Source organism: Oceanirhabdus seepicola (genome assembly GCF_023684385.1).
In the GTDB taxonomy this organism is placed as follows: domain Bacteria; phylum Bacillota; class Clostridia; order Clostridiales; family Clostridiaceae; genus Oceanirhabdus; species Oceanirhabdus seepicola.
Map to the genome: position 1 here is coordinate 103,559 of NZ_JAGSOJ010000007.1, position 16,429 is coordinate 119,987.

The window sequence follows — 16,429 nt, forward strand, 5'->3', positions numbered from 1 at the left end:
TCAAAATCGCAGTGGTTCTATGAGTTTTGAGTGTGAATAAATTTAGTTTTAACTTGGAATCTCTATAGATAAATTCAAATAAATAACTAGTCATATGCCTTTCGACTAATCTATATTATACCATTAAAACTTGGTTTAATCATTAAAAGTAAAAATATGTATGTAAAAGACATCCTGTTTAGAATAAAAATCAGTAAAGTGTAAATAATTTCTAAATGAGGTGATGTATACTTGCAGTATAAAAATAAGAAGGGAATTACACTGGTTGAGGTATTAGTTACCTTAGGAATACTTTTAATAGTGTTAACACTATGTAATATATCAATTAAAAATGTTCAAAAACTTATAATTTGTAATAGCGTTAGGTCGGAAGAAGAAAGCATGGTTGATTTCATACAAGGGGTAAGGTTGGAATGTATGGAGAAGAATAGTGATGGGGAAATCATTATTGATTGTATGAGAGATAGGTTTCTATTCACTTTAGAAAATAAAATAATTCGGCAGTTTGAATGTGATAATTACATTGATTTATATGGATTGAATATTAATGGGGGAGAATATAGTAATTTCATAAAGATAAGAAAAGATGGCTATATATCCCCTTGCTCAATTTTATTTTCCAATGAGATGGGAGAAGAGAGGAGAATAACCACAACGGTTAATTTAGGATATGTTCAAATTAAATAAAAAAGGGTTTTCTTTTGTGGAGTTATTGGTTTCATTAACACTTATAGGGCTGTTTATGATTAGTTTTGTATTAGTAAATGGATATATTATGAGAATGTATAATACTAAAAAAACTGTAGCAAAATTTAATGATATGATAGAAATTACCTACTACGAATTAAAATATAATTCTTCATATTTAAGAGAAACATCAAAATCAAAAGTTGTATATTTAAATGGAAGTGCTACTAATGCATTGATTGAAGAGGATATAGATGGATTGTTTGTTAAAGAAGCGATAGATAATGAGTATTTTTTAATAAATATTGATTGTGATTATGATGAATTTGTAAACAAGGTGAAAATAATATTTTATAGTGAATCTAAAATAAAATGGGAGAAAGTAATATATGTTCCGAGAGATTAGACTTAAGAAAAAGAAGGGATTATCATTAATAGAGATGCTACTTGCATTAGCTTTTTTTTCAATAATCAATGGCTTTTTGATAACTATGCTGTCTTTTACCCTTAAAATGTGGACAGTAACTTATTCAGACAATATGAAAGAAAATAATGAATTAAATGTAAGCTTGTATCTTAAAAGAGAGATAGAAAATCAAAAAAATCTCAATTTATTAGTTAGAGAAGATTTAATTGAAATTGAAAGAAGTGATAAGAAAATAATACTTAGTTCCACTAAGGGGAATTTAAAAGTGAAATATATTGATGAATGGGGCAGAAAGTTAAAAGAAAATATAATTATGAAAAATATTGAGAAAATAGAATTCAAAGAGAAAGGAGAACTCTTATATATTATTTTAAGTAAGGATGGTGATGAAAGGCATTGGGTGTTTCAAAGAAAAGAATGGGTGGATTTTTAGTAACCACGTTAATATTAGGCTCATTGTTAATTGCTTTTTTGCTCATTCTTTATAAGTACCATTCACAAAATGATAAATACAATAGAGAAGTTAGATTAATATCATACACAAACTATACCACTGATTTTGAATTCAGAATACAAAAATTTTATGGATTTTTAATTTATTTAAAAGAAAATGAGAAGTTAGGTTCTTTTTTAGATGAAGAAATGCAAGAAAAAATGAAAGAACAAGGTTTTTTAAATTATAGAGTAAATCAAATGAACAAAGAAGTAGAACTAATATTTGAAAAAGATCAATATTTTAATTATAATGTAATTTTTGGATATAATCATAAAAATGAGTTTAAATTAGTAATAAAAAGTATCCAGGAAACAAGAAAAAATGAGAATTAAAATCATATATATTGGTCATATTATTAATGAATAGTTGAAAATAGACCTTTATTCTGTTAAAATACTAATGGTGTATATGTTATTTGGTAAATATATACCGTAGTGGTTTATTAAAGAGTTTTACATTACTATTGATGTATTTATGATACCTATGACTACTAATATGCTATGTTTTACAGGTTTTATTGTAATATACATAGTAAGTTTTTGTTTTTAAATACCATGAATTTATTTTTAAATTTATGAGTATGGTGAAATATAATTTTGGAGGGATAATATGATTTCAGCAGGAGATTTTAGAAAAGGTGTTACTTTTGAAGAGAATGGACAAGTTTTTACAATAATTGATTTCTTACATGTAAAACCAGGTAAGGGAGCTGCATTCGTAAAGACTAAACTTAGAAACGTTATTAATGGTGGGATAGTAGAAAAATCTTATAACCCAACAGCTAAAGTACAAGATGTTGTTATTGAAAGAAAAGAAATGCAATATTTATATAATGATGGTGAGTTATACTACTTCATGGACCAAGAAACATATGAGCAAATTCCTTTGAATCTTGATATGGTTGAGCAAGCTATTAAGTATCTTAAAGAGAATATGTTTGCAATAATTAAATTCTTCAAGGGAGAGGCTTTCTCAGTAGAACCACCTAACTTTGTTGAATTACAAATTGTAGAAACAGAACCAGCAGTAAAAGGAAATACTGCAAGTAGTAACGTAACTAAGCCAGCAAAATTAGAAACTGGAGCAGTTATTAATGTACCTATGTTTGTTAATGAAGATGATATAATCAGAGTTGATACTAGAACAGAAGAGTACATGGAAAGAGTTTAATTTAAAAACATAGTTGAGAGTGGAAAGTGGAGAGTTGAGAACGAATGACATTTCACTCTGTGAAATTTTAATCCCTATTGTCTTTGGACAATGGGGATTTGCTCGTTTAATTATAAATTAAATTTTGCATTTTAAATACAATATTGTATTTCTTGAATAAATGAGTAACTACTATTTGTCTTATAGAAAAACAAGATTTAGTTTCTGCGTAAGCCGAAACCTCCATCGTTCTCCACTCTCCACTCACAACTCTCAACTTTCTCGAAGTTTTATTATTCTTTATGTGCACGCAACTGCGTGCTTTTTTTTAAGCCTATGCATAGCATATGGCTTATTTTTTTGTAATAATTTTCGGTTGTAGTAAATAAGAATTTATATATAGGGTCATATATAAGTTCCCTGTGGGAGGATAAGGATTATGGTTGATGAGTTTATGAAAGTATTATCACCTGAAATATTTACAAGAGTGAAATCTTGTGTTAATTCAATACAAGAAATAAGGGTAAGATGTGGCAAAAAATTGATTGGAATAACACATAACGGAGAAAAAAGATTTGATTATATTGTTACACCCTATGATATAGATGTAATCGTTAAAAAGATAAGTCAATTTTCTAGATATGCTTTTAATGATGAGATAAAGCAAGGGTTTATTACAATAAAAGGTGGACATAGAGTCGGGCTGTGTGGTTCATGTGTGTTAGAAAAAGGAGAAATTAAGACCTTGAGAAACATATCTTCACTAAATATTAGAAGAGCTAATGAGATAATAGGGTCCTCGGATAAAGTTATTAATGAGATTATAACCAATGAGGGAATAAATAACACTATAATAATATCTCCTCCAAGATGTGGGAAAACAACATTGCTTAGAGATATAGCCAGAGTTTTATCAGACAAGCATAAAATGAACGTTTGTATTATTGACGAGAGAGGAGAAATAGGAGCGTGTAGTGATGGAATACCTCAATTAAACGTAGGATGTAGAACTGATGTTTTTGATAGGTGTCCTAAGAGTAAAGGAATAATGTTGGCAATAAGGAGTTTATCCCCTGATGTAATAGTGTGTGATGAGATTGGAACAGAAGAGGATATGATAAGTATTATAATGGCTGTGAATTCTGGTGTTAAGATTATAACATCAATTCATGGATTCGATGTAACTGATCTTTACAAAAAGAAAGTATATTCTAGAATAATTGAACATAAAGTTTTTAAAAGAGCAATTATTTTGAATAATTTAGAAAAAGTAGGGGATGTATCATCAATTGTAGACCTTGATAATAGGGAGGGAGATGAAGATGTTTAAGGTCATAAGTTATTTAATTATAATCGTTGGATCCACCTCAATTGGCATTTTGTATGGAGAAAGCATGAAAAAAAGACTTCAGCAACTTTATGAAATGGATAGAATAATGCTATCTATTAGTAATGAAATTACATACCTTATGACCCCTTTGCCAGAACTTTTTATGCGTATAGCAGAAGATTCAACTAGTGAGTTCAAGAAGTTTTTCACAAATATAAGTATTAGGATGGTAAACGGGGAATTATATGATATTTTTGACGCATATAAAAGTGTTAGGGACGAGCTGTCTAGTGAATTTTACTTTAAAGAAGCAGATATTAAGGTAATAGATGGTTTTTTCAGAAATCTTGGAAATAATGACGTTCGAGGGGAACAAAACTCAATTGAGTATTTCAGATTAAAAATGAAAAGGATTATTGAAGAGGCAGATAAAAAACTTAAGAAAGACTATAAACTAGTGACTTCACTATCATTTGCGCTTGGGTTAGTAGTAGTAATTATTATTTTATAGAGGGGGATACCAATGGAAGTAGCTTTGATACTAAAAATTGCAGGTATAGGATTTTTGTTAGCAATAATTGATAAGGTTCTTAAAGGAGCAGGTAAAGGAGATTGGGCACAGGTTGTTGATTTAGTAGGTATTATAGTTGTTATCTTAATGATACTTTCTCTAATAAGTCAGCTATTTACATCAGTTAAGACTATTTTCCAGTTATAGGAGGAGATTATGGAGATACTCAAGATTATATCGGTGGCATTTATAGCAATGATATTATATTTAGCATTAAAAGATGAAAAAAAAGAGTTGGCATATTTTGTCCTCTTATCAAGCGGTATTATAATCATCATTTTCATCATTCCCAAGATGAAAGCAATAGTTCTTTTTTTAGAGAGCGTTTCAATAAAAACCGGTGTGGATATTATTTATCTGAACACTATATTTAAAATTTTAGGAATAGCTTATTTAACTACTTTCTGTACAGAGTTATGCAAGGATGCAGGTGCTTCATCATTAGCTTCAAAAGTTGAAGTTGCAGGTAAGGTTATTATACTTTCCTTAGGGGTACCGATCTTAATGGCTGTATTAAAATCTATCGTGAGCATAATAAGCGCATGATTAGAAAAATTATTAGAAACTGTTTAATAGTTCTAGTCCTGTTAGTTGCTTTTCCTAGTAGTGTTGTTAGTGCAATGGATGGTAATGAAGGGGTAACACTTGATAGTGAAGAGCTAGGTAAAATAAATAAGCTATATCAATACATATCAAATCTAGGGAATGATTATGAAATAATAAGAGACATGAATCCAAAGGAAATTGTGGAAAGTTATATGAAAGAGGGCGACGGTGGGATGACAGCTAAGGATATCGGAAGAATAATCTCGCTTTATATAACAAGAGAAATAAGAGTAGTATTTAAAATGTTAGCTTCATTAGTTGTAATATGTTTAATTTGCGGGTTACTAACACAGTTGCAAGCTGCATTTGCTGAGAATGAGATATCCAATATAGCATATTATGTTTGTTATTCTATGGTTTTGTTGATTATAGGAAATAGTTTTTATGTAACCCTTAATTTAGCTAAGGATACCATAAATGCTATTGCTAATTTTATGGACGCATTGATGCCTGTACTGATTATGCTTTTAGCCAGTGTAGGTGGATTCACACAAGCAGTTTTGATGGATCCAATTATAATGTTTGTTGTGAATTTTTCAGCTAGAGTTATAGTGAATTTTGTTTTTCCAATGATAGTTCTTAGTTTTGTATTATCATTTGTAAATAACTTATCTAGTGAGAATAAAGTTAAAAGCTTAAGTAAGCTCTTTGGTGAGGTAACGCTTTGGGTACAGGGCCTTATGTTGACTGTTTTCGTGGGTATCGTAACTATTAGAAGTATGGTATCAAGTTCCATAGATGAGGTTACATTAAAAACAGCGAAATTTACTGTGGACAAGTTTATACCTGTTGTAGGAAAAGCATTATCAGATGCACTAGCAACAATTGCAGGTTATTCAATATTATTAAAAAATGCTATAGGTTCTTTGGGGGTTATTGTTTTAATAGTAATAATACTTATGCCAATAATAAAAATCATGATCTTAGGTTTTATGTTTAAACTATCTGCAGCAATTATTGAACCAATAAGTGATAGTAAGATAGTTAATGTAATTAATGAAGCTGGAAAGGCAGTTATCTTAATTTTGAGTTGTGTTATTTGTATTTCAATAATGTGTTTTATTATGATTGCAATTGTGGCTGGAACAGGTAAAGGGATAATGTTCAGTTAGGCATAGGAGGTAAATATGATAGAGCTAATTAAAGACTGGATTATAAGCATTAGTACTATGATTGTTCTAATGACAGCCGTTGAATTAATATTACCCAGTAATAAGTTAAAAAAATATTGCAAATTTGTTATGGGATTAATTTTAATGTTGGTAATAATAAATCCTATAATAATTGCTTTAAAACCTTCTTCGGCTATTAATATAAATTTCGATGAATATAATTATGACTTTCAAGAAAGAGATTCTTATGATTATGAAAAGTATAGGGATAAAAATATCGATAGTACACTCAAAGTATTCAGAAAGAATATTGAAAAAGAATGCATGAAGAGTTTGAATGATGAATTTCCAAATTCAGAATTTAGTGTAGATATAGATGTTAGCTATGATGACTCAGAAGGTATGTTTAAAATAGATGAGGTTTCAGTTGGGGTGAATGGAAGTAGTAATGTGAAGAGAGTAAAGCCTGTTGTAATAAGTAAGAATAAGAGTGTAAAACATGAGGAGCAAAACAATAATAATGAGAACCTAAGTAAAATTAAAAAAAGATTAGGAAAACTTTTAGATTTGGATGAAAAATTGGTTAATGTATATTCACTTGAAGACTGATGTAAATATTGTAGTAATAATCCAATTGTAAGGGTTATAAAATATAGAAAATTAGAATTCTAATTGGGAGGTAAAATTGTGAGCGAAAATAAAAAACATATCTTAGACGTTTTTATTAATAATACTGTGCTTAATAGCATATTAAATATAGTAAAAAAGCTTTTTCCAAAAGAGAAAAAGGGAAGGAAAATATACAACGGAATTATCATAATCCTATTTCTAGTATTGGGGGCATTAAGTTTTAATCTGGTGAATAGTGCTTTTAAACAAGGAAGTATCAATAATTATGATAATAATGTAATGCCAACTCAGGGCATTAAAGATGAAAAATTTTTAAATACTGAAGTGAGTGACTATAAGAAAAATAAAGAAAATGAACTAACAACTATTCTCGATGATATACAGGGAGGGGGCAAAATAACAGTAATGATGCATTTTGAGAGTAGTGAAGAAAAGGTCATTGCAACAAATATCAATGACTCTGTAAGCATAACAGAGGAGACTGATGATAATGGAGGTACGAGAATGATAAACACCAACCAAGATGGAAGAACTGTTGTCACTGTAAATGAAGGTGATAAGACAAAACCGTTAGTAACTAAAGTGGTCGAGCCAAAAGTTATTGGAGTAATCGTTGTGGCAGAAGGTGCATCAGATAGCTTGGTTAGACAAAGTATAAAACAAGCTGTATTAACCCTATATGATCTAAAATCAGATCAAGTAGAGGTTTACCCAGTTGGGTGTGAGTATAAGAATTAAGATGATATGGAGGGAAAATAATGGATAGAAAGCAAGCAGGGATTCTTGTTTCTTTATTAGTATTAATTGTCATTATAGGAGTGGCTTCATGGAGATTAAACGGTGATTTGCCAGAATTGAATTCTCCAGTTGGAAGTATAGGAGTTCAACAAAGTGAAGATGATACTGATGATTTTATCAAAGACATAATTAAAAGAGATAATACATCAGCTGCAAATATGCAAATTCTTCAAAATTTAATAGATGATGAAAGTACTCCTGAAGAAGAAAGAGCTACCGCTCTAGCATTACAAATAAGAATGGTAGAACAACTTGAGAAAGAGCAGAGTTTAGAGAGAGAACTTAAAGCTAAAGGATATGAAAATGTATTATGCCTAGTTGCAGAAGATTTCAATAATATTAAGGTTTATGTTAAAGAAGAAGAGGAACTATCAAGTGAACAACTTGCACAAATTAGATCTATTGTTGTATCACAGACTAGTATCAGAGAAGTTGAAATTTCTAGAAAATAATAAAAACGTTGAAGAGTTTGCTCCTATTTGGTATAATTACAATAATTAAATACCTAAGGTTGATTAGGGGGTAAGATAAATGGAAGAAAAAAAAGCTGTAGAAAAAATCGAAGAAATGGAAACAGGAACTGTTAAGATATCTGATGAGGTTATTGGCGTAATAGCTAACTTAGCAATTAATGATGTAAATGGAATTGTTGGTAGCACATCAGGTATAGTAGAAGGTTTCACAAATATGTTCAGCAAGAAGAACTTACATAAGGGTATTAAGATCTCCTTTGAAGAAAATAAAGCACTTATTGATCTTAATATTATTGTTGAGTATGGTGTAAAGATTCAAGACGTATGCCATGAAGCTCAGAAAGCAGTGAAAACTCAAGTTGAAACAATGACTGGAATTGATGTGGAAGCTGTAAATATCTATGTTCATGACGTAGTGATACCTAAAAAAAATGAATCCATTTTAGAAGAAGAAGCAATTACTGAATAAAAAATGCACACCTAGTGTGCATTTTTTTTCGAATAAACAATCAATGAATAAAAAATGAACACCTAGTGTGCATTTTTTTTTCGAAAAAATGATCAATGAATAAAAAATGAACACTTAGTGTGTATTTTCTGTTGTGGTTTAAAAAAAATTAAGGTATTATATATAGTTGTGATAAATAAGATAAAAATGTGGTAAAATTATAATACCAAAGGGAAAATAGGTAGTTATATATAAGGAGGCAAATATGAACAGAAGAAAATCAAGAGAAGTTGCCATGAAAATTCTTTTTTCAATGACAATTAGCGGTGAAGAAATAACAGGAGCAATGGAGAATTTCAAAATAGCGGAATTTGACGAACTTGATCAAGTTGATTTTGAATATGTACAAATGATTCTTGAAGGTGTTGCAGAACATAAAGAAGATATTGATAAGAATATCCAAGAGAAACTTCATAATTGGAAAATCAGTAGACTTTCTAATATGAGTTTAACAATAATGCGAATTGCTATTTTTGAGATAGAGAATGTGGAAGATGTTCCTGCTAAAGTTGCAGTTAACGAAGCTATTGAATTAGGTAAGATATACTGTGAAGATAAAGCTAAGGATTTAATAAATGGAGTATTACATAACTTCGTTTAAGGAGTGATTTTTTGGGTATAAAACTTAAAAGTAAAGAACTTTGCGATAGAATTAAAACTCAGCTTAACAATGATGTTTCTACGTTAAAAGAGAGTTCAATAGAGCCTGTATTATCATCATTACTGATTGGTAATGATGGAGGCTCGATTTTTTACACTGGTATACAAAAAAAGAAGTGTGATGAAGTTGGAATAAAGTATGATTTACATAGATTACCTGCAGATATATCTTTTCAAGAGTTAAAAATTATTGTGGAAAAGTTAAACAATGATGATAATGTCCATGGTATATTAATACAATCTCCACTTCCAGAGGCATTGAATGCTAGAGAAGTATTTAATTTAATAACACCAAAGAAAGATATAGATTGTCAAACAACAACTAATATAGGAAAACTATATAGCGGAGAATTTGACTTTGCGCCTTGTACAGCTATTTCTGCTATTGAATTAGCTAAACAAACTGGGATAGAATTTGAGGGTAAAGATATAGTTGTCATTGGAAGAAGTAATGTGGTTGGTAAACCATTATTTCAATTATTGAATAATGAAGATGCAACTGTGACAGTGTGCCACCTTAAGAGTAAAGATATAAACAAAAAGTGCATGGAAGCAGATATTGTATTTGCTTGTGCAGGAAGTCCTAAATTGGTTGATGCTAGCTATGTTAAAAAAGGTAGTATTTTAATAGATATTGGTACTACAAATGTTGACGGAAAAATTGTGGGAGATATTAATTTAGAAGAAGTTATTGAAATAGCGGATTATGTAAGTACAGTACCAGGCGGAGTAGGTCCACTTACAACTATTATTCTACTAAGAAACGTTGTTTCTAACGCTATAAAGAGTAAGGAATGATTATATGTATTTAAAGAGTTTAAGTGTAACTGAACTAAATCAATATGTGAAAAAAATTTTAGAAAATGATTTTATTTTAAGAAATGTCCTAGTCGAAGGAGAAGTTTCAAATCTTAAAATTCACAGTTCTGGACACATATATTTTTCTTTGAAAGATAGTGGAGGAAAGATAAATTGTGTAATGTTCAAGAGTGATGTAGCATTTCTTAGTTTTAAGCCAGAAGATGGTATGAAGGTAAATATAAAGGGAAGAGTTTCTCTATATGATAGAGAAGGTAAATACCAATTTTATGTTACTGAAATGACTAAGAAAGGCGAAGGCGAGTTATTTGTTAAATATCTAGCACTTAAGAAAAAACTTGAAGAAGAAGGACTTTTTGATGTAGTCCACAAAAAGGAAATACATAAGTTTAATAGAAATATAGGTGTAGTTACTTCACCAAGTGGAGCAGCTGTTCAAGATGTGATTTCAGTTGCTAAAAGAAGGTTTGAAGGGGTGAATGTTCTTATTGCGCCCTGTTTAGTACAAGGGGCTAATGCGCCTGAATCAATTATTAATGGGATAAAAGAGTTGGAAAAACTTAAAGAAGTCGATTTGATTATAGTTACACGAGGTGGAGGATCATTGGAAGAACTTTGGGCTTTTAATGATGAGGATTTAGCAAGGTGCATCTTTAAATGTAAAAAACCTATTATTTCGGCAGTTGGGCATGAAACAGATTTTACTATAGCTGATTTTGTTAGTGATGTAAGGGTACCAACTCCATCAGCTGCTGCAGAAATAGCAGTTTTTGATTGTAGCAAGTATGTTGCTCTATTAGATGAAATGACAATAAGACTACATAATTCTATGTATAAACAATTAGACGAGAAAAAGTATAGTCTAAATCTTATGAGGGAGAAACTTTTAAGAAATTCTCCAGAGATGGTTGTGAAAAATAAACTTAGAGATATTATCAATATTAGAGAATATCTCAATAATAAGTTGGATAATAAACTAGTTGTACTAAAAGAACAATTAGCAAAAGAGTATGCATTATTGAACTCTTATAATCCTTTAAATGTTCTTCAAAAGGGTTATTCTATTATTCAGAAGGCCGATGGTACTGCTGTAAAAGGAAGTAGAATGATATCTGAAGAAGAAGTTTACAAGTTTACATTCGCTGAAGATAAGGTGTTTGGTAGGATAAATCTATTGGAGGAATAAGTATGGCTAAAAATAAAAAATCATATGAGGAAAAATTCCAAGAGTTAAAGGAATTTGTTAATAGTTTTGAGGGGGATGAACTTCCTTTAGAAATTGCTATGAACAATTATGAAAAAGGGATAAACCTTTGCAATGAACTTTATAAAGAGCTCAAAGAAGTGGAAGGAAAAATCATTCTTTTAAATAAAGAAGAGGATGTTTAGGAGATGTTAATCATATGGAAATCAATCAAATAAAAATGCTAGTTGATAGTTGGTTGAATAACTATTTTAAAGGTAAAGGTACACACGAGAGCAGAATATACGAGTCAATGGAATATAGTATTGTTAATGGTGGAAAAAGAATTAGACCTATCTTAGCTATTTTAACTTATGAACTATACAAGAATGATATAGAAGAGATACTCCCAATGGCATGTGCTATAGAAATGATACATACATATTCACTTATACATGATGATTTACCTTGCATGGATGATGATGACTTAAGAAGAGGGAAGCCAACAAATCATAAAGTTTATGGTGAAGGATTAGCTGTTTTAGCTGGAGATGGATTGTTGAATGAGGCATTTAATGTAATGTTGAAAGAAGTGACTAAAAATGGTGAAAAACACTTAGAGGCAGCTACGATTTTGGGCGATGCTTCAGGGGTTAACGGAATGATAGGTGGCCAGGTAGTTGATATACTTAGTGAGAATAAAGATATTAGCTTTGAAGAATTAAGTTTTATTCACGCCAAGAAAACAGGAGCACTGTTAAAAAGTGCTATTTTAGTAGGGGCTTCTATAGGGGGAGCGCCAAAGGCAGAATTAGAAATTTTAAGTGAATTTGGTTCTAAAATAGGGTTGGCTTTTCAGATAATTGATGATATATTAGATGTAGTAGGAGATGAAAAAAAAGTTGGTAAGAATTTACGAACTGATTCTTCTAGAGAAAAGAACACATATGTTAAGTTTTTTTCAATTGATGAGTGTAGAAAGAGAGCAGTTGATTTAACAAATGACTGTTATTCTCTTTTAGGTAGAATAGGTAAAAATACAGAGATTTTGGAAGAGTTAACAAGATTTTTATTAGAGAGAGACTATTAGAATAATTATTTCATTTTATAGATATTGTTTAATATGGTATAATTAATAATATTGATAGATGGAAGTGGTGCAGTATTCTAGTCAGGTAACTATTTTTGAAGGCGGGGCTAAAAATCCGTCGAAGGGCACATCGATGAAACTCCTGGTGGATGCTTAAGACGCCCAGTCTTGGGTGTGTGCTGGGAGGAAGGTAGTGGGGCAGCCGCAACGGCATGCGCAACTGACCCTACCACCGTGGAGACCATATATTGTGGACTGGGCTAGATACCTTTTCTACGAATATGGATTAAACCTGCAATGTGGTGTAAGCTATGTGCAGTGTAGCCTGCCTTGAGTGGGATAGGTGGAGGTTTTGGGACTTAAACCTATGCTGCAAAAGAGACTAACGAAATAGCCAACTGTTGAGGAAAGCTCCTAGACTGTTTTAAGTGAGATATATTAGGGATTGCAGTGTGGTCTAAGTGGTAGTCCAGTACTAATAATGGTAACATATTAGACAGAGTTTTAATGGGAAACCGTCAAGTTGGCGACACTTGGCAACTCTGTGGGAAATCCAACTGGACCTAAGCCATAAGGTTTACTTAATATATCACCACTTTTTTACATATTTTATACTGTAAGGAGAAGCAATTAAGTGGGTAAAGAAAAAAAATCTAAAAAAGCCAAAGAAACAATGAGTCATAAAAAATGGGTAGTTTTTATCATACTATGGACAATTTTATTAGGGGGAACAATTTCCCTGTTATCTGATTTGCTACTAAAAGACGCTGGTGTATTAGTAGCTTTTGTTATATTAATTTTGATAATTACCTTTGGGGTTGTGCTTGACACCATTGGTACTGCGGTTACCGCAGCTAATGAAACTCCATTTCACTCTATGGCGGCTAAAAAAGTACCTGGTGCTAAATTGGCAGTTAAGTTAGTTAGAAATGCCGATAAGGTATCGAATTTCTGTAATGATGTAATTGGAGATATTTGTGGTATTGTAAGTGGTTCAGCAGGAGGATTAATAACTGCAAAAGTAGCATACTCTTTTTCCATTGGAGATGTGTCTTTTGAAAAAGCATTATTGAGTGCTGCCATGGGTGCTTTAGTTGCAGCAGGGACTGTTGGAGGAAAAGCTATGGGAAAAAATATTGCAATTAAATATAGTAATGATATTGTTTTTAAAGTTGCACAGGTAGTAAACATGATTAAGAAGGAAGGTTAAGATGTATAATATATTTAATAAAGTTAATTCTTTTAAAGATATTAAATCATTAGATTATAATGAACTAGATCTATTAAGTATGGAAATAAGAAAATTCCTTATAGAGAACATAAGCAAAACAGGTGGCCATTTAGCATCAAATTTAGGTGTTGTGGAATTGACTCTCAGTTTATATAGAGTGTTTGATTTAGATTATGACAAGGTTATTTGGGATGTTAGTCACCAAGCATATGTACATAAAATTTTAACAGGTAGGAAAGATAAATTTCCTACATTAAGACAGCATCAAGGTTTAAGTGGTTTTTTAAAAAGAAGTGAAAGTAAATACGATTTCTTTGAAGCTGGACACAGTAGCACATCTATTTCGGCGGGAATAGGTATGGCAAGGGCAAGGGATATTAATAAAGAGAAGTTTAATGTTGTGTCAATAATTGGCGATGGTGCTCTTAGCGGTGGAATGGCTTTTGAAGCATTGAATGACGTTGGATTCAGAAAAACAAAAATGATTATTATTTTAAATGATAATGAAATGTCTATTTCTAAAAATGTAGGATCAATGTCAAATATACTTAACGATTTGAGAGTGAATCCAAATTATAATAAAATAAAGCGAAAAGTAAAGAGCTCAATAGGAAAAATACCTCATGTTGGCAAAAAAATATCAGATAGTATTGTAAATGTAAAAAGTGCTGTTAAACAGGTTGTATTGCCTGATATGATATTTGAAGATATGGGACTTCACTATTTTGGACCAATAGATGGTCATAATATTAAACATCTAGAAGAGATTTTGGAAGATGCAAAAAAATTAGATGGACCAGTTTTAATTCATGTGATTACGAAAAAAGGCAAGGGCTATAAACCAGCTGAAAATAACCCAGATAAGTTTCATGGTATCGGGAAATTTGATGTTGTTACAGGAGAAACATTAAAAAAAACATCCCCTACGTACTCAGCGGCTGTAGGAGATGCACTTATTGATATAGCGAAAGAAGATGAAAAAGTAGTTGCTATAACAGCTGCAATGCCTAAAGGAACAGGTTTAGGGGAATTTAGTACTAAATTTGAAGATAGATTCTTTGATGTAGGAATTGCTGAACAGCATGCTACAACAATGGCAGCAGGGATGGCTAGCGAAGGATTAAAGCCTTTTTTTGCAGTGTATTCAACTTTTCTTCAAAGGGCCTTCGATCAAATACTACATGATATATGTTTGCAAAATCTTCCTGTGGTTTTGGGTATTGATAGAGCTGGAATAGTTGGTGATGATGGTGAAACACATCAAGGTGTGTTTGATATTTCATATCTTACACAAATACCAAATATTACGGTAATTGCTCCTAAGAAAATAGGAGAAATGAATAAAATACTCAGATGGGCATTTAATCATAATGGACCTGTTGCCATTAGATACCCTAGAGGCGGAGATTATGATAGAATTAATGAAATTGATGATATAGATGTTATTAAAGAAGGAAAATGGGAGATAATTAAAGAAGGTACAGATGTAGCGATTATTTCTAATGGAAAACTCATATCAAAGGTACTTGAAGCATGGGAGATTCTTAAGAAAAATGGAATAAATGCGTCAGTAATAAATGGGATATTTATAAAACCTATTGATAATATGTTATTAGATGAGTTAAAGGATAAATTCAAGGTGATTGTTACTATAGAAGATAATGTACTTCGAGGCGGATTTGGTGAAAGTGTATTATCTTATCTAAATAAAACTGATAGTAACTCAAAAATCTTGAACCTTGGATTTCCAGATGAATTTATTGAACATGGAAATGTTGAAATACTTTATGAAAAATACAATTTACACGGTCAAGGAATAGTTGACAGTATAGAAAGGGTACTAAGGTGAGACAATGGAAACTGAAAGATTAGACGTTCTGCTTTTTAAAAAGGAAATTTTTTCTTCAAGAGAAAGAGCACAAGAACATATAAAGAATGGCGAGATTCAAGTAGATGGAGAAATAGTAACTAAAACTGGAAAGAGGGTTTCTATAGAAAGTGAATTGAAATTCACTGGCAGGCAAATTCCTTATGTTAGTAGAGGTGGGCTGAAGTTAGAAAAAGCAATTAGTGAGTTCAATATTGATTTAAAAGACGTAACCTGTATGGATATAGGAGCTTCCACTGGTGGGTTTACAGATTGTATGATTCAAAATGGAGCAAAAAAGGTGTATGGTATTGATGTTGGAACTTCTCAACTTCATGAAAAATTAAAAGGACATCCTAAGGTTATTTCTATGGAAAAATGTAATATTAGAGATCTTACAAGGGCGGATATAGAAGATAAAATTGAATTTATATCAATTGATGTATCTTTTATATCAATTGGAAAAATTCTTGCTAATGCAAGTAGTTTTCTGGATAGTGAAGGTAAAATATGTGCTCTTATAAAACCTCAGTTTGAATGTGGAAGAAAATATGTTAATAAAAAAGGCGTAGTGAAGGATAAGAAAGAGCATATTAGAGTTATTAAGGAACTTTTACTTTTATTTAAAGAAAATAATATAGGTAATGTGAAACTAAGTTATTCACCAATTAAAGGGCCAAATGGAAATATTGAATATTTAATTTATGGAGAAAAATCGATTGTAAAGTATAATGATATTGAAGTTGATAGTTTTGTTAATGAAGCATTTTTAACATTAAAGTAGGTGGTTCA

General features: G+C 30.9%; 22 protein-coding genes. All 22 read left to right on the plus strand.

Annotation, left to right across the window (positions count from 1 at the left end; translation table 11 throughout):
• Positions 1–231: 231 nt before the first annotated feature.
• The 22 genes from KDK92_RS23660 to KDK92_RS23765 all read left to right on the plus strand — a co-directional run bounded on the left by KDK92_RS23660 (position 232) and on the right by KDK92_RS23765 (position 16,421).
• Complete coding sequence (locus KDK92_RS23660) at positions 232–687, plus strand: pilus assembly FimT family protein (protein WP_250861899.1); 456 nt, start codon at positions 232–234, stop codon at positions 685–687.
• Positions 671–1,093 (plus strand): prepilin-type N-terminal cleavage/methylation domain-containing protein, encoded by a 423-nt coding sequence (locus KDK92_RS23665; RefSeq protein WP_250861900.1) that lies wholly within the window; start codon positions 671–673, stop codon positions 1,091–1,093. Before KDK92_RS23660 ends, KDK92_RS23665 begins: the two co-directional genes overlap by 17 nt.
• Complete coding sequence (locus KDK92_RS23670) at positions 1,077–1,547, plus strand: hypothetical protein (RefSeq protein WP_250861901.1); 471 nt, start codon at positions 1,077–1,079, stop codon at positions 1,545–1,547. Before KDK92_RS23665 ends, KDK92_RS23670 begins: the two co-directional genes overlap by 17 nt.
• A complete protein-coding gene (locus KDK92_RS23675) occupies positions 1,532–1,942 on the plus strand; it encodes a hypothetical protein (protein WP_250861902.1) in 411 nt (136 codons plus the stop codon). The genes KDK92_RS23670 and KDK92_RS23675 overlap by 16 nt, the downstream gene beginning before the upstream one ends.
• Before the next feature lie 277 nt (positions 1,943–2,219).
• Positions 2,220–2,780 carry an elongation factor P gene (gene efp / locus KDK92_RS23680; RefSeq protein WP_250861903.1) on the plus strand — a complete coding sequence of 187 codons (561 nt, stop codon included), beginning with the start codon at positions 2,220–2,222 and terminating at the stop codon, positions 2,778–2,780.
• Positions 2,781–3,198: 418 nt separating this feature from the next.
• Entirely contained in the window at positions 3,199–4,089 is an 891-nt protein-coding gene (spoIIIAA, locus tag KDK92_RS23685) for a stage III sporulation protein AA (RefSeq protein ID WP_250861904.1), read from the plus strand.
• Complete coding sequence (locus KDK92_RS23690; RefSeq protein WP_250861905.1) at positions 4,082–4,600, plus strand: stage III sporulation protein AB; 519 nt, start codon at positions 4,082–4,084, stop codon at positions 4,598–4,600. Before spoIIIAA ends, KDK92_RS23690 begins: the two co-directional genes overlap by 8 nt.
• Before the next feature lie 12 nt (positions 4,601–4,612).
• The gene (gene spoIIIAC, locus KDK92_RS23695) at positions 4,613–4,807 is read left to right on the plus strand and encodes a stage III sporulation protein AC (protein ID WP_250861906.1); all 195 of its coding nucleotides are present in this window, start codon (positions 4,613–4,615) and stop codon (positions 4,805–4,807) included.
• 9 nt (positions 4,808–4,816) lie between these two features.
• On the plus strand, positions 4,817–5,206 hold the full coding sequence (gene spoIIIAD, locus KDK92_RS23700; protein WP_250861907.1) for a stage III sporulation protein AD: 390 nt from the start codon (positions 4,817–4,819) through the stop codon (positions 5,204–5,206).
• Entirely contained in the window at positions 5,203–6,378 is a 1,176-nt protein-coding gene (gene spoIIIAE / locus KDK92_RS23705; protein WP_250861908.1) for a stage III sporulation protein AE, read from the plus strand. Before spoIIIAD ends, spoIIIAE begins: the two co-directional genes overlap by 4 nt.
• 15 nt (positions 6,379–6,393) lie before the next feature.
• Positions 6,394–6,987, plus strand: a complete 594-nt coding sequence (gene spoIIIAF, locus KDK92_RS23710) for a stage III sporulation protein AF (RefSeq protein WP_250861909.1) — start codon at positions 6,394–6,396, stop codon at positions 6,985–6,987.
• Positions 6,988–7,065: 78 nt separating this feature from the next.
• A complete protein-coding gene (locus KDK92_RS23715; protein ID WP_250861910.1) occupies positions 7,066–7,746 on the plus strand; it encodes a stage III sporulation protein AG in 681 nt (226 codons plus the stop codon).
• Between the two features lie 20 nt (positions 7,747–7,766).
• Positions 7,767–8,258 (plus strand): SpoIIIAH-like family protein, encoded by a 492-nt coding sequence (locus tag KDK92_RS23720; RefSeq protein ID WP_250861911.1) that lies wholly within the window; start codon positions 7,767–7,769, stop codon positions 8,256–8,258.
• 79 nt (positions 8,259–8,337) lie between these two features.
• On the plus strand, positions 8,338–8,748 hold the full coding sequence (locus KDK92_RS23725; RefSeq protein ID WP_250861912.1) for an Asp23/Gls24 family envelope stress response protein: 411 nt from the start codon (positions 8,338–8,340) through the stop codon (positions 8,746–8,748).
• Between the two features lie 244 nt (positions 8,749–8,992).
• On the plus strand, positions 8,993–9,388 hold the full coding sequence (gene nusB / locus KDK92_RS23730; RefSeq protein WP_250861913.1) for a transcription antitermination factor NusB: 396 nt from the start codon (positions 8,993–8,995) through the stop codon (positions 9,386–9,388).
• Positions 9,389–9,399: 11 nt separating this feature from the next.
• Entirely contained in the window at positions 9,400–10,245 is an 846-nt protein-coding gene (locus KDK92_RS23735; RefSeq protein ID WP_250861914.1) for a bifunctional 5,10-methylenetetrahydrofolate dehydrogenase/5,10-methenyltetrahydrofolate cyclohydrolase, read from the plus strand.
• A 4-nt stretch (positions 10,246–10,249) separates the two neighbouring features.
• Positions 10,250–11,452: an exodeoxyribonuclease VII large subunit gene (gene xseA, locus KDK92_RS23740; protein ID WP_250861915.1), complete on the plus strand. Its 1,203-nt coding sequence runs from the start codon at positions 10,250–10,252 to the stop codon at positions 11,450–11,452.
• Positions 11,453–11,454: 2 nt separating this feature from the next.
• Positions 11,455–11,655 carry an exodeoxyribonuclease VII small subunit gene (xseB, locus tag KDK92_RS23745; protein WP_250861916.1) on the plus strand — a complete coding sequence of 67 codons (201 nt, stop codon included), beginning with the start codon at positions 11,455–11,457 and terminating at the stop codon, positions 11,653–11,655.
• Between the two features lie 20 nt (positions 11,656–11,675).
• Complete coding sequence (locus tag KDK92_RS23750) at positions 11,676–12,539, plus strand: polyprenyl synthetase family protein (protein WP_250862035.1); 864 nt, start codon at positions 11,676–11,678, stop codon at positions 12,537–12,539.
• Positions 12,540–13,173: 634 nt separating this feature from the next.
• Positions 13,174–13,749: a hypothetical protein gene (locus tag KDK92_RS23755; RefSeq protein ID WP_420852358.1), complete on the plus strand. Its 576-nt coding sequence runs from the start codon at positions 13,174–13,176 to the stop codon at positions 13,747–13,749.
• A 1-nt stretch (position 13,750) separates the two neighbouring features.
• Positions 13,751–15,619 carry a 1-deoxy-D-xylulose-5-phosphate synthase gene (dxs, locus tag KDK92_RS23760; RefSeq protein ID WP_250861917.1) on the plus strand — a complete coding sequence of 623 codons (1,869 nt, stop codon included), beginning with the start codon at positions 13,751–13,753 and terminating at the stop codon, positions 15,617–15,619.
• A 4-nt stretch (positions 15,620–15,623) separates the two neighbouring features.
• Complete coding sequence (locus tag KDK92_RS23765; RefSeq protein WP_250861918.1) at positions 15,624–16,421, plus strand: TlyA family RNA methyltransferase; 798 nt, start codon at positions 15,624–15,626, stop codon at positions 16,419–16,421.
• The last annotated feature ends 8 nt before the right edge of the window (positions 16,422–16,429 follow it).

What these genes read in the sequence shown, in the direction of transcription:
- KDK92_RS23665 (WP_250861900.1), top strand. Translation starts at nt 671, where the DNA reads ATGTTCAAATTAAATAAAAAAGGGTTTTCTTTTGTGGAGTTATTGGTT.
- KDK92_RS23670 (WP_250861901.1), top strand. Translation starts at nt 1,077, where the DNA reads ATGTTCCGAGAGATTAGACTTAAGAAAAAGAAGGGATTATCATTAATA.
- KDK92_RS23675 (WP_250861902.1), top strand. Translation starts at nt 1,532, where the DNA reads ATGGGTGGATTTTTAGTAACCACGTTAATATTAGGCTCATTGTTAATT.
- efp (WP_250861903.1), top strand. Translation starts at nt 2,220, where the DNA reads ATGATTTCAGCAGGAGATTTTAGAAAAGGTGTTACTTTTGAAGAGAAT.
- spoIIIAA (WP_250861904.1), top strand. Translation starts at nt 3,199, where the DNA reads ATGGTTGATGAGTTTATGAAAGTATTATCACCTGAAATATTTACAAGA.
- KDK92_RS23690 (WP_250861905.1), top strand. Translation starts at nt 4,082, where the DNA reads ATGTTTAAGGTCATAAGTTATTTAATTATAATCGTTGGATCCACCTCA.
- spoIIIAC (WP_250861906.1), top strand. Translation starts at nt 4,613, where the DNA reads ATGGAAGTAGCTTTGATACTAAAAATTGCAGGTATAGGATTTTTGTTA.
- spoIIIAD (WP_250861907.1), top strand. Translation starts at nt 4,817, where the DNA reads ATGGAGATACTCAAGATTATATCGGTGGCATTTATAGCAATGATATTA.
- spoIIIAE (WP_250861908.1), top strand. Translation starts at nt 5,203, where the DNA reads ATGATTAGAAAAATTATTAGAAACTGTTTAATAGTTCTAGTCCTGTTA.
- spoIIIAF (WP_250861909.1), top strand. Translation starts at nt 6,394, where the DNA reads ATGATAGAGCTAATTAAAGACTGGATTATAAGCATTAGTACTATGATT.
- KDK92_RS23720 (WP_250861911.1), top strand. Translation starts at nt 7,767, where the DNA reads ATGGATAGAAAGCAAGCAGGGATTCTTGTTTCTTTATTAGTATTAATT.
- KDK92_RS23725 (WP_250861912.1), top strand. Translation starts at nt 8,338, where the DNA reads ATGGAAGAAAAAAAAGCTGTAGAAAAAATCGAAGAAATGGAAACAGGA.
- nusB (WP_250861913.1), top strand. Translation starts at nt 8,993, where the DNA reads ATGAACAGAAGAAAATCAAGAGAAGTTGCCATGAAAATTCTTTTTTCA.
- xseA (WP_250861915.1), top strand. Translation starts at nt 10,250, where the DNA reads ATGTATTTAAAGAGTTTAAGTGTAACTGAACTAAATCAATATGTGAAA.
- xseB (WP_250861916.1), top strand. Translation starts at nt 11,455, where the DNA reads ATGGCTAAAAATAAAAAATCATATGAGGAAAAATTCCAAGAGTTAAAG.
- dxs (WP_250861917.1), top strand. Translation starts at nt 13,751, where the DNA reads ATGTATAATATATTTAATAAAGTTAATTCTTTTAAAGATATTAAATCA.
- KDK92_RS23765 (WP_250861918.1), top strand. Translation starts at nt 15,624, where the DNA reads ATGGAAACTGAAAGATTAGACGTTCTGCTTTTTAAAAAGGAAATTTTT.